The sequence below is a fragment of the Nonomuraea sp. SYSU D8015 genome, from assembly GCF_008065375.1.
Taxonomy (GTDB): domain Bacteria; phylum Actinomycetota; class Actinomycetes; order Streptosporangiales; family Streptosporangiaceae; genus Nonomuraea.
In genome coordinates this window covers 195,571-207,808 of the sequence record NZ_MU084033.1, presented here as the reverse complement: position 1 = coordinate 207,808, position 12,238 = coordinate 195,571, and the positions used below count along the sequence as shown (strand labels likewise).

The window sequence follows — 12,238 nt, the reverse complement described above, 5'->3', positions numbered from 1 at the left end:
AACGCGACGGCGTCCGCCTTGAACTCCGGCGGATACGACTTCATCGCCACGTGGAACTCCTTGTCTCCGGATCTCCATCATCCGGTACTCAAGGTGTCCACACATCGGGGGCAGGGGCCCTGCGCCGTGCTGTTGCTGGGCGCCCACCTGTCGATCGCGTTGCACGATCGGCAGCAGCGGGAGCTGTTCTCGCCGGCCACCCAGGCCCAAATCGAGTTGAGCAGCGAGATTGCCGAGCAACTTGCCGACACCGGCTTGGACGGCATCCGCGAAGCCGTCAACCTGTGCCTGGACGAAAACGAGGAATGGCAGACGCTGAGCCGCCGCGCGCTGGCCGCCGTGCGTTACGCCGACAGCGGCCTCGTACGCGATGAGGCGGTGGCTCAGCGCGAGGCGTTCGATCTGGCCGCCACCGGCCGGCACGCCGAGGCAGCAGAGCGGCTCGGACGAGCCATCGGCGACATCACCGATCCGGCGCTGCGAGGCTGGCTGTGTGAGCAGCGCGCCGCTTACCTGCACCACGTCGATGCTGCCGCCGCCCAGAAAATGCTGGCCAAGGCGCTGAATGACAACCCGTTCCTGCTGCGTCCCATCAGTGGCGTCACCCCGGTACAACTGCGGCCCGCCGCCGCCCAGGCCGAAGCCGCCGCGAAGTTCCTCGCCGCCGAATATTCCAACGGCACCGCCCTCCTGCTGGCCGTGCAGGCCCTCCTGGAGGATGTGGTCTGGGGTGATGAGAAGCGAAGCGAGGACGCCGAGCGGGCCTGGCAGCAACTCGGTCAGCACCTCGGGTTCACCAGCACACGCCCGGAGAAGATGTACACCACTGGCCCGGACAACCTCTGGGTCCTCAGCCACCAACGTCATGCCGTCATCGAACTCAAGACCGGCCGTCAGCAACCTGCGATCAACAAGCACGATCTGGACCAACTGGGAGGTAGCGTCCGCTGGGACCTCGGAATCCATCCCCACGTCAAACCGCTGCCCGTCATCGTCCATCCCAGCCGGAAGCTCGATCACAAGGCCATCGCCGTCGACGGCATGCGCGTCATTACCCCCCAGAGCTGGCAACGCTTGGCGGCCGCGGTGCGCAGCTGGGCCGAAGCTCTCACCGCGCGGCCGGAGCGTTGGGGCGATCCGCAAGCGGTGCGAGAGCAGTTGACGCACCACCAGCTGACCGGTGGCGAGCTCTTTTCTGCCTACAGTCAGCCGCCTATCCCGCACGACAGATGAGTTGCCGAAAGCCTTCCCGCGCGGCACCATGATCCGATCGCCCCGCTGGCTGCGCAGCCAGATCTCGCGAGCCAGCGTGGAAGTAGCGCTTCGGGGAGGGCACCGAGGAGTCGACGGCTTGCCCCTGTTGAATGCCACGGGGCGAAGCCAACCACGAAGCAGCTACGGCCGCGAAGGTTTCGCCCAACTGGGCGTGCGCCTGGGTGGAGCGCGGCGGCCAGGCGGCGGCTCAGCCACTGCAGTTGTTCGGCAGGCTATCACGGATAGTGATTGGATAATTACGGATATGCATGTTGTGGGGCGGGTTCGGTTTCTAGGGGGAGGGCCGAGCCCGTAATGGCGCGGGCGTCTGTGCACGATGACCAGGAAGGCCGGACGTCCGCGCTCCCAGCTCTCACACGCCCGCCACGACACCACGATGTCGGTCCAGCGGCGCCTGGGCTGCGCCTACGGCCAGCTGTAGCCATGGAACCCCCTCCGCAGGCAGGCACCAGATGACCTTCGCGCCCCGGCGTCGAGGATTACTTGCTCGTGCGCTTCGTCGTGGTCCTGCGCCCACCGGCCGCCGCCCTGCCCCGGGCGGTGGTCGTGGCCGGTTTGGCCGGCGCGGGCCGCGCAGCCGATGGCTCACGGGCCTGCGTCTGACCCGGCCCGCTCGGCTCGGGCTCCTCCCCACGGCCCTGCCGCTGCGCGACCATCGTGCCGGCGCCGATGGCGGCCGCCACAGGCCACTCAAGGACCCCGAAGACCGCCAGCGCGCCCAGCGCCCCGTAGTAGGCGATGCGCTCGGGCGGCGGCACGAACCTCCGGGCCACGTCGGCGTAGCGGCCGAGCTCCTGCCTGCCGATGTGCGGCATCGGGACGCGCGGCTTCGGAACGACTTCCAGGTGCGGCATCCGCATCTCGGGCGGGCGGACCTCGATGCTGAGCATCGGCAGATCCAACGTGAGCCACTTGCTCCCGTTCCCGCCCGATATAGGGTAGGCGCGCCCACGTGCCTGGGTAACGGCCATGATCCCCTCCTCCAACTGGAGAACCAGCTCTTCACTACCCCCTTTCCGCCGGCCCTGCGCCCATTCTCCAGGTGCGCGGAGTGTGGAACAGGGTGAGCTAATCCCGCCGCCATTCGCTGGACCAGAGCCGAAGTCTCCCAATTCGTGTATGAGGCAACCACCGAGGCCAGCCCGGATTTTTGAAGACGTACGGGCGAAGCCCGTGCCTTTTAAACCACGTGAGGAGAGTTGCATTGACGATCCAATGGGTGTGAAAAACAGGCCGCCTTTACAAAGTAGATTTCTTAGGGGAGGGGAGCGGACGGCTATGCCGTCCGCTCCCCTCCAACACCTCTATAGGAACGGGCTTCGCCCGTGCGTCTTACCCCAACCGAACCACGCCGCCGGACACCCCACCGACGCGGATGTCCTCACCTCAGCCCGCGAAGTGCGAGGAGGAACTGCGGCATGTGACGTTAACACGGTGCCCGAGCGGGATCGCCGCAGCGGGCCGACCGTGGAAGTGCAGGCGCAGCAGCGAGCCCAAGCCGGTCTGTTCGAGGGTGACGTCCTCGAACAGGTGCTGGATCACCACAGGCCGAACCCGTTGCTGCCGGTCCGGTCAACCGGCACTCCATCACCCTGGGCTTCAGACGCTGGGGGCACCCGTCGCTATCAGCCGCTCCGCTTCATCGTGCAGGGCCTCGATAAGGAGGAACTTGAGCCACAAGTCCCCCTCTAGGGCGTTCAGAACTTCCACTTGGGACCTCCTATGTACAGACGCCCCAATAGCCCCAGACGTTTACAACGAGCGCGCGACGAGCCCGGTGATGCTGACGCCGGCTGCGAGCGGGCCGAGGGGACGCCGTCCAGCTCCGCGCCGAGTTCGCCACGCTCGCCTGCTCGTCACCGCCTGACCTCTCCGCCGTGGGCAGCCCGCGAGCAGGAAGCTCAGCGGTTCGCCAAGTATTCGGGCCTGCGTGGGCGCAATATTGCCTGCATGGCCGGCTCGACTACACCTTTTTCTCGCGTGAAGATCCGTACCGGGGCTTTGGTGTTCTGCGGTTGCGACATAGCGTTGGTCCGCCGAGATCGCCCTACCGGCTCGCACTACACCCCGCCCGGCGGAAACGCGAAGACCGGGGAGGACCTGATCGACGCCCTGCGCCGAGAGCTTGCTGAGGAACTACGGCTCGATCTTGACCAGGCGAGCCCGCCGGAGCTGTGCTGGATCCAGGACCAGAGGGTTACCCGGCCCGGCCCTACCCCGCCCCCGCGCAAGATCCACATGATCTTCCGGTGCCGCATCACACCAAACGTACGAGCACGGCTCGCCACGGTGGAGTACGACGAACTGCCGAACGGCAGCAGCGAGCCAGGGATCATCGAGTGGGTGCACTACAGCAGGGCGAAGGACCTCCCGCTGTTTCCCCTGATCGGCTCGGCCGTGAGCGCGCTACCCACCCCGGATGCCGCCGGAAATCCGTACCTGCCGCCGATCACGGACGAGAACTACACATGGGTGTAGTTCTGTGACGGCTGAGGTGATGACCCTGTCGTCCAGGAAGGACAGAGAGAGCAAAGCGAGCGCATGGCTGACCGATTCAGCACCCACCACATCGAGTTCTACGACGACGTTGTGATCAAGCGCTACAGCTCGTGGCACAGGGGCGAGCCTCACCGAGAATGGACGGCGCTGACACTGCTGGCCGAACATGCGCCCGGTGTCGCGCCCACCCCCATGGAAGCCTCGCTGGGCGCCAACCCACCCATGATCACGATGAGCAGGTTGCCCGGCCGTGTCCTGCGTGGCGAGCATGCCACCGACGAGCAGGTCAAGGCGATAGCCGATGCTCTGAACCGGTTGCACCAGGTTCCGGCCCGCGTGGTGGAGGCGGTCGAGCCCGCCCCTTGGGGACCTGTCGTGGCCGTGGACAAGGTCCGCGCCCTGGCCGACAAGCAGCCTGACCTCGGCGACGACCCGCCGGTGCGGCAGGCTTACCAGGTGGGGGCCGCCTGGCTGGCCTCCACCGACCCCGACAAGCTCACCGTAAACCGCCATCCGCCCGTCCTCGGGCTGGCAGATGGGAACCACGCGAACCTCCTGTGGGACCAGCGCGGCGGGCGCGTGTGGCTCATCGACTGGGAGGATTCCGGCAGCAACGATAGAGCCTTCGAGCTCGGCGAAGTAACCGAACACATCTCCCGCATTGACGGCGGCCTGGACGCAGACCAGCTGCTGGCCCACATCGACCTGACGTCGGGGGAGGCCGCGCGGGTGCTGGGCTTCCGCCGTTTGGTCGCGCTGGGCTGGTTTCTCCAACTCGGCCCATCGGGGCCGGCCGCACCGCACAACCCGCCCGGCACGCTCGAGCGCCTGGCGGACAGAGTTCTGCAGTTGTTCGGCTGACGGCTCCAGTTTCCGCGAGAGTCGGCGGGGCGTGGGCCCCAATCGGCGCTAGGCCAGGAGACTCAGGGTTCAGGCGTTTCCCAGGCCGTCAGCTGGACAACGCCTGGATCCGCACCTAACCGAGTGCCGGCGGGTGCTCGGCCGGACGGCGTCCCCAGGCCGAGATCAGCGGCGCGAGTGTCAGGTCGAGTTTGCCCGCGTGGATGGCGGCCAGGTGTGCGTCGATCTCGGCGTCCTCGGCCAGGCCGGCCGCGAGCAGCTCGCCGCGCACGTGCCGGATGGTCGCCGCCTCCAGCCAGTCGCAGGCTAGCCCGCCGACCGGGAAAAAGCCCCCCGCAGAGACATCTACCAAGCCGACCTCACGCAATGCCCGCGGCAGTGTCCGGCCGTAGCGCAGGTCCGCGCCGCGGCGCGTCAGCAGCTCCCGGACCGCGTCGCGCAGCCGGTTGGCCCGCCGCTGCGCAGGGCCGCTGCCGTCCAGGCATGCCAGTGGCTGCAGAGCGGTATCGGCGTCCTCGATCAGCAGCCAGCCGCCGGGCCGTAGCGCTGCCGCCATCGTGGCCAACGCCCGAGCCCGGTCGGGTACATGGACCAGCACGAGCCGGGCGTGCACCAGATCGAACGTCCCCGGCTCCGGGGGCGGATCAGCGGCGACATCGTGCCGGCGCACCTCGTACCCGTCGCCTGCCTTCAGCCACGACGGGTCGATGTCCGTGGCCAGCACGTACCCGGTCGGACCGACGGCCGCCGCGAGCGCCTCCGGGATACTGGGGCCACCGGCCCCCACTTCCCAGCAGCGCAAGCCAGCCCCGACTCCCAGTCGATCGAAGTGCCCGCGCGTCACCCCGTCGAACAGCTCGGCCAGCCAAACGAATCGCTCGCCCGCCTCGGCGCGCGCGTTGTCCAGCAGGTACCCGCGGGCGGGAGCGGACTCTCCACCGAGCGCGGTAGTCCCGCCTATGGGATCCGGTCGGCCACCGACGTGCGGCGGGCGGGGCAAGGAGGTCATCACTACATGGTCAACCTCCCAGGCCACCAGCGCCACGACGACGGGAGAGACATCTCACACAGCCAGCCCCACCGCGACGACCCGCTCGTGATGCTCCTGTGCGGTGCAGGCCCAGCGGCTGGCCAGCCATCTGATGGTGCTGGTGGCCGACTCCCACGCCGGGCGGGCTGAGGCACGCTGATCGCCTATCCGACGATGCTGGTGGCCACCGCGCTAAAGAGCCTGCGCTCCCACCGCCGGCGAAATAGGCCTCCTGCGATCTTCTTCCAGCGGCTCACCACGAAGCGGGTCACTTGGCGGCGAAGTCCTGGGGCCAGGAGATCGCGCCATCGGAGTCCTCGACCGCGCCGACCCCGATGAAGGTGAACTTGCAGTTCATGATGGTGGCCTTGGTTCCGGAGTTGCCCATCCAGGACTGCACGATCGCGGCCGGGGTGCGCTGGCCCTTGGCGATGTTCTCCGCCAGGCTGGTGCCGCCGGTAAAGCCGGCCTCCTTGATGCGGTCCTTGAAGGATCGGCCGTCGCGGGAGGTGTACGAGAAGCAGTTGTACTCCGCCATGTCGGCAGAGTGCCCGCGGGCGGCCCGGTGGAGTTGCGGATGGTGCTTGAGCGCCCGGCATCCCTTCTTCGCCCGCCGGGCATTGACCAGCCGCACGACCATGTTCTCCCGTGCCGTTCCCACTCTGGCGGCGCCGGATACGGACTCCGTGGTGGCCGACCCGGACAAGCTGAGCGAGCCGGACCGGCCGACGCCGGACGCCGAGGGCGCCGTGACAGCCTGCACCGGACTCACGGACGCGGCGATCGTGGCCAGGGCAGCGGCTGCGGCGAGTAACCCAAGGGGTCGGCGCATAGGAAAGTCCTCCAGTTGCGGTAGACGCTGGACGGCTCCGCATTCTGGCGCGACCCATATCGATTTGTCATCTTATGTCTCGGCGGTAATCAGGTGGCCGTGGCGCCGAGCAGAACGAGATCGTGGACGATGGAGCGGTGCTGACCGGTCCGATCAAGAGTTCACTTCTAGAACAGCAGCCTGGCATCTCGTCCCGCTCGTTGTCCGAGAGCATAGGGGCGCCGTCCACGAGTTCGCGGAGGCTCATGAGTCGTTCGTGGCCGCCTGTGTCTACGACGCGCATGAGCGGTGCATCAGTGAGGGCCGGGTTCATTCCCGTCAGTGTTGGGGGGGGGGCATGGGTGCGTTGTGCGCTGGGTACGGCGGCTTGCCACGACGCCAGCAGTTCGACGTCGGCCGGAACGATGAGCGGGTCAGGGGTCGACGTCGGCCGCGGGTACGACGGCGAGGGTGGCGGTGGCGGTGGAGCCGGGTACCAGGTGGATGGTGTCGCCCGATTGGGCGGTGGCGACCTGATGTGGGTCGGCCAGACGGACGCTGTGGTAGACGACGCGGCGCTGTACATCGTCGAGCACGATGAGGCGGCCAGCCAGGTTCAGCTGGATCGGGCTGGTGGCCATGAGGCCGACCTCCTGGTGGGAGGAGGGCAGGTGGTCCGGGGTGCCGAGGGTCATGATGACGTGGGTCCAGGTGGTGCGGATCTCCTCGCCGCGCAGTAGCCGCCCCAGCTGGACAATCTCGGCGATCTGCTCGGGCGTGATGTCGTCCAGGTCGGGGATGGTCACGCGTTGAAGGGTGTGGGCTTGCACAGCGAGCAAGGCGTCCAGGAAGGTGATCGTCCAGCGAGCCAGGCCGATCAGGGGTGAGGCCCGCACTTCGGACTCCTCCGGCCGCCAGATTTGCGTGAGCGGCCGGCCGCCCCGTACCGCGAGGACCAGGCCTCCAGCGGTCGCGAGGCCGGCCACCATCCGGACCGCCGACAGCACGTCGGCAGGGGTCCTGCCAACGAGGGACGTCATGGTCATCCGCACCCGGTCGCGGTCGGGGCCATCCATCAGGAACCGCAACTCGAGGACGCCGCTGCCATCGGTACCTGACAGCCACACGCCGGGACCGTCCACGCCGCGGGAGGCGCGCACGTCGCTGAGATCGAGGGTGCGTATCACCGTGTCGTCTCCGGCCAGCAGCCGGATTTCCAGATCGGGTCGTTCGCCGCTGGACTCGTCGGCGACCAGGAAGGTGAACCGGCCAGGTCCGGCGGCTCGCGGCAGGCCCGGCGGCCCGGTGATCGTTCGGCAGACGCGGGGGGTGCTGAGACGGCCATGAGCGCTCCTACCTATCAGGGACGGCGCGGTCGGGGGCGAAGAGGTGGAGAGGATTGGGACCTTTCGTGCTACCGGAGCTTGGCTCCGCGATGACGGGGTGCGTGCGAGACCGGCCTTGGCCCGCTCAGCATGCCCAAGGCTTCCTCCGAGCCGCGCGGCTCGCGGGCCCCAGGGAAGGGAGAGGCCGGCAAGGCGCCGACGGATGGCTCCCCCGTGAGTGACCGCCACTGGACCCCATGCTCAGACGATGCGCGGCCTGCGGGAGGCACGCCAGGGAGATGGAGCATCTGGCCGGGCCACTGACCACAGTTCTGACTTTCGCGCCGATCCTCGGCTCCTAAAGGGAGATCGACGCCAGCCCCGGGACGACTTGGCCATCGAGCCGCTGAACAACGTCGGTCGGGGCGAGGCGAGCCCGTGACAGATGTCAGATCCCGCTGATGACATCGGCGTCTACGCCAGGCGCACTGCCTGGAGTGACACTCGTGATATGTCCAAGCAGCAGCTGACCTTCGCCGACGAGCTCACTCTGCTTGCCCATCGGGAGAACGACGGCAAGCAGCTGATCCCCAACAACGTGCTGAACGTCGGCCTCATCGCCGCTGAGCTGGCCGAGCTGGCCTCACAGATGAAGGCGGAGTTGGTAGGCCCGAATCTTGCCGTGGTGGACCGGCAGCCGATCGGTGACGCCGAACTGGACGCCGTGCTCGCCCGAATGGCCAAGGTAGGCAAGGCGCTGCCGCCCAGCCGCTGGCTAATCATGATCAACCCGGTCCGCAAGCGCCGGCGTTACCTGCAGCGCCTCTCCCAGCGAGGTGCGTTCGAAGTCGGCACGTCCCGCATCCTGGGGGTGATCCCGGTCGCGCGGTACAGATATGCCAACCCCGCGCAGGTGCGCCAGGTCAGACAGCGGCTCGGCAAGGTGATCCGCGGCCAGGAGCCCGACGCCCGCACCGTCACACTGCTCGCCCTGGCCCACCACAGCGGCGTGCTTGCGCACCTGTTCGCCGCTGGTGAGGACAAACGGATCGAGAAGATAGTCCACGACGACTGGGCCGGGCAGGCCATCAAGGCCTACATGGACAAGACGACCAACAAGCCCGGCGACTCTGGGGACAGCGTGATCCTGCTGGCCGCGGGAGGGTCATAGCGTCTGCCCTGGCACCGCGGTCACCACGGCGTCCGCCGTCGTACGCGCTCGGCCCTCCACTCAATCGGAGGAGCGTCAAGAACTCAGCGCGGCAAGGTGACACCACCCTGCGCCCGCAGGTCCCCGCCGTTGCTGATGAGGTTGTCCGCCGTGGAGCGGGGTGCCCGGGCTGGATGCTGCGCGCGGTGACGCCAGGCGCGTCTTCAAGGTCTCCACGGGGACCGGCGTGGCCCCTGTCCGCAGGTGAGCGGAGAGCGGAACACGTTGAACTCGTCCATCAGACGGTCCCGCAGCAATCGGGCGACGAGAGCCCATTCCCCCAGATTCGTGTATGAGGCAAGGACCGAGGCCGGTTCTGGTTTTGGAGAGCGTACGGGCGGAGCCCGTGCCGTTTAAATCACGTGAGAGCTACCTGATGATCGAAGCATCTAACCCAAGCGGGCCGCCTTTACAAAGTAAATTTCCTGGGGGTTGAGGAGCGGACGGCTATGCGTCCGCTCCTCAACAACACCTCTCAAAGGTACGGGCTTCGCCCGTACGTCTTACCAGCCGAACACCGCCGCCGAACATACCGATGCGGATGCCCTCACCTCAACCCTCCAAGTTCGAGGAATTGGGGGCATGTGACGGCCGTCCGAGATGAAGGCGCTCACGACGGCACTGCCGCGCCCCAAAGCCTGTGCCGGCTCGGCCGAGGCTCCGACTCTTTCGAGCCCCCAGGCGGCCGCTCGTGGCTGAGCTCTACCCGATCGTGTCTGTGACGTCGGTATATTCCACCGGTACGCGCCAGCGCCAGTGTCCTTCGTTCCCTGTGTGCGGGCGGTCGCACGGGCAGGCCCACATCTCCACTCCGTCGGACTCCATCGGCGCCCAGAACTCGAACTCGATCTCCTGCGTCTGGGGGCGGGTCCGGCCGTCGGGCCAGTGCTCGATGCAGAAACGGTAGGCCTGGTTCGCGCGGATCAGGAGCGGGAGGCTGATCGGCGTGTGCGAGGTGCCGTTCCAGGCACGGGCCTGCACGCGGTAGTCGCGGGGCACCGTAAGGGCGCCGAAGAGCGCCTGTCGCGGAGAAGTTCCCCCGACCTCTCCCTCGATCTGAGGCGGAGGAGGAGGCCGCAGAGCGCCGTGCTCCCGCTCGCGTTCAATGTGAGAGACCCGGGCGGCTTCTTCGGCGGCCCGGGTGGCGGCCCCCGCCGAGGCGTCGGCAGCGTCGGCCGAACGCACGGCCGCGGCGGCCGAGGTCTTCCCGCTCTTGGCGGATGATCGGGTGTAGACCAGCGCCCAGCCGGACATGATCAACGCGCCGAGCACCCCGCCGAGGCTGATCCAATCGCTGATCTCCATGCAGGCACGGTAGCGGGGCAAACGCGGTGCGGCACCCCGAATCGGCCGGTGCCATGCCAGCAGCAGTGCGGGTGCCGAGGGCGGCGCATCAGGCGGCCTTGGGACGGGATACGTGTATCAGCTGGCGGGTCAACGTCAGACAGTCGCCGTCGAAAGGCGTCAGGAGCAACTGGGCCAGCGCATCCGAGCGTTGATGGCCGACACGCACGTGCGCATGGTTGCTTTGTTCGGGGCTTGCCATAGTTTCTGGCCGGCGCCCCGCATCGCCGCTCCTCGGGAGTAGTTCCACGCGCATCCACGCTAGGGTCGGTGCCCGCGCCGCACGGGTCTACGCCTGGTGCGATTGGCCCTTCTTCTCGAGAGGAGAGAGGGCGGGCGGCGTGTCGATGAAGTAACAATCGTAGGAGGGAGGGAGGATACCGCCCTGGGCGTCCAGATCGGCGATGATTACCCGCTGTCCATGAAGGGCGAGACCGGCTGCCAGATTGACAGCAGTCTTCTCATCGCTGCCTCGGGTGAAACCGCCGACGGATATTCCGTCGGCGGTGACTGTGTCCTCTTCCTTTGCCATATCGCGAGCCTACGCTGCCAGAGGCGCAAGGGCATCCCTCTCGCCATGATCGGAGGCGCCTCCGGATCAAGCGTGTGGTCGGCTCCTGGATGGTGTGTGGCTGCTCCCATTTCGTCAGGCCGGATGCCGATGACAACGTTCGTCTTGGCTTTGACTGATTCCTGGTGTGGCGCGGTACCTGCGTGCCAATGTGCCATCGATGGCGTTCTGCGCTGACGTCGGGTTGCCGCAGCCGACCCTGGCGGCGAGCATCGGGATGGCTGAACGCACTTTCGCCTAGTCAGAGATCGGATGGGGCCAGATCTGGTCGGAGACCTCGCCAGGACGCCAGCCGCAGGTGTCGGTTGGCGGTCCACTCCATGGCACGCACTTCCCCGACGAGCTCGGGCCGGACCCAACGCACACCGTGGAGGGGCTCATCCTGCGGCTGGCCTGTGAACGGGTTGCGTTGCTGCTGCAAAGGGCGCAGCCGGGTGGCCAGATCGGTCCGCATGGCATCAGTGAAGCCGGTCTTGACCGTGCCGACATACCTCAGCTGCCCGGCACCGTTGGGTAGGCCGAGCAGCAATCTGCCCACCCGGCGGCCGCCACGGCCCGCAGGCCTCCAACCGCCGATCACCACATCGGCCACCTGCGAATTCTTAACCTTGCGCCATGCCGGCGAGCGGCTACCCGGCCTATACGACGCGTCCGGCCGCTTGCAGACGATGCCCTCTAGGCCGAGCTGGCGGGTGGCCTCGAGAACGGCCTTGGCATCGTCGAACACCGCTGGCACCTGCCAGTGAGTTCCCGGCGTGACGAGATCTTCCAGCCGCTCACGCCGCTCGCGGTAGGGACGGCGCACCAGGCTTTCCTCGCCGGCGTACAGAATGTCGAACGCCATGAACGTCACCGGTACGACCCGGACCAGTTCGGCAACGCGCACCGGTCGACTCACGTGCAGGCGCCGTTGCATCGCGGCGAAAGAGATGCAGCCATCCGGACCGAAAGCTACGAGCTCGCCGTCCAGGACCGCCCGCTTCCCGCGGACGGCTCCGGCAAGCCGCTGCACTTCCGGAAAGGATGCCGTCATGTCCAGCGCCCTGCGGGAGCGCACCCGAACCCGGCCGTCCTCCACGTACATCAGGGCTCGCACACCATCCCACTTGATCTCCGTGAGCCATTCCCCCCTCTCATGAGGGAGCGGGAGAGTCCCAGGTTGGGCGAGCATCGGCTGATAGAGGGGCAGGGCCATGGACCCGCTTTGTACCGATTACCCTCCTCGCATAACACCTCAAAACCACATAGATTTGGTCAAAACAGTGCAGAGTGGACAGATTTTTCGTAGAAGACCGTTCAGCGCGTCGACGCT

Annotated in this window: 12 protein-coding genes; 4 read left to right on the top strand and 8 right to left on the bottom strand. The window is 67.3% G+C overall.

Annotated elements, in window-relative coordinates:
• The coding region (locus ID574_RS01870; RefSeq protein WP_223166274.1) for a hypothetical protein at window positions 1-1,233 on the top strand (1,233 nt) is incomplete at its 5' end.
• Window positions 1,234-1,754: 521 nt separating this feature from the next.
• Here the strand turns inward: ID574_RS01870 and ID574_RS01865 are convergent.
• Both ID574_RS01865 and ID574_RS01860 read right to left on the bottom strand, forming a co-directional pair.
• Entirely contained in the window at window positions 1,755-2,246 is a 492-nt protein-coding gene (locus tag ID574_RS01865; RefSeq protein WP_188187004.1) for a hypothetical protein, read from the bottom strand.
• A 415-nt stretch (window positions 2,247-2,661) separates the two neighbouring features.
• On the bottom strand, window positions 2,662-2,820 hold the full coding sequence (locus tag ID574_RS01860; protein WP_188187003.1) for a hypothetical protein: 159 nt from the start codon (window positions 2,818-2,820) through the stop codon (window positions 2,662-2,664).
• A 435-nt stretch (window positions 2,821-3,255) separates the two neighbouring features.
• Between ID574_RS01860 and ID574_RS01855 the strand changes: the two genes are divergently transcribed.
• The gene (locus ID574_RS01855; protein WP_223166273.1) at window positions 3,256-3,753 is read left to right on the top strand and encodes an NUDIX domain-containing protein; all 498 of its coding nucleotides are present in this window, start codon (window positions 3,256-3,258) and stop codon (window positions 3,751-3,753) included.
• A gap of 63 nt (window positions 3,754-3,816) precedes the next feature.
• Window positions 3,817-4,635, top strand: coding sequence for a phosphotransferase family protein (locus ID574_RS01850; RefSeq protein WP_188187001.1), 819 nt, complete (start codon window positions 3,817-3,819; stop codon window positions 4,633-4,635).
• 115 nt (window positions 4,636-4,750) lie between these two features.
• On the opposite strand, the gene ID574_RS01845 is transcribed toward ID574_RS01850, so the two are convergent.
• The 3 genes from ID574_RS01845 to ID574_RS01835 all read right to left on the bottom strand — a co-directional run bounded on the left by ID574_RS01845 (window position 4,751) and on the right by ID574_RS01835 (window position 7,663).
• Window positions 4,751-5,644, bottom strand: a complete 894-nt coding sequence (locus ID574_RS01845) for a methyltransferase domain-containing protein (protein ID WP_188187000.1) — start codon at window positions 5,642-5,644, stop codon at window positions 4,751-4,753.
• 289 nt (window positions 5,645-5,933) lie between these two features.
• Entirely contained in the window at window positions 5,934-6,497 is a 564-nt protein-coding gene (locus ID574_RS01840; protein WP_188186999.1) for a CAP domain-containing protein, read from the bottom strand.
• Window positions 6,498-6,910: 413 nt separating this feature from the next.
• Window positions 6,911-7,663 carry a hypothetical protein gene (locus tag ID574_RS01835; RefSeq protein WP_188186998.1) on the bottom strand — a complete coding sequence of 251 codons (753 nt, stop codon included), beginning with the start codon at window positions 7,661-7,663 and terminating at the stop codon, window positions 6,911-6,913.
• 649 nt (window positions 7,664-8,312) lie between these two features.
• Here ID574_RS01835 and ID574_RS01830 point away from each other — a divergent pair.
• Window positions 8,313-8,972: a GOLPH3/VPS74 family protein gene (locus ID574_RS01830; protein WP_188186997.1), complete on the top strand. Its 660-nt coding sequence runs from the start codon at window positions 8,313-8,315 to the stop codon at window positions 8,970-8,972.
• Between the two features lie 741 nt (window positions 8,973-9,713).
• Here the strand turns inward: ID574_RS01830 and ID574_RS01825 are convergent.
• From ID574_RS01825 to ligD, 3 genes are all read right to left on the bottom strand, one after another.
• Entirely contained in the window at window positions 9,714-10,316 is a 603-nt protein-coding gene (locus tag ID574_RS01825; RefSeq protein ID WP_188186996.1) for a hypothetical protein, read from the bottom strand.
• Between the two features lie 328 nt (window positions 10,317-10,644).
• Window positions 10,645-10,887: a ParA family protein gene (locus tag ID574_RS01820; protein WP_188186995.1), complete on the bottom strand. Its 243-nt coding sequence runs from the start codon at window positions 10,885-10,887 to the stop codon at window positions 10,645-10,647.
• A 280-nt stretch (window positions 10,888-11,167) separates the two neighbouring features.
• A complete protein-coding gene (gene ligD, locus ID574_RS01815) occupies window positions 11,168-12,097 on the bottom strand; it encodes a non-homologous end-joining DNA ligase (protein ID WP_223166280.1) in 930 nt (309 codons plus the stop codon).
• Between the last annotated feature and the right edge of the window lie 141 nt (window positions 12,098-12,238).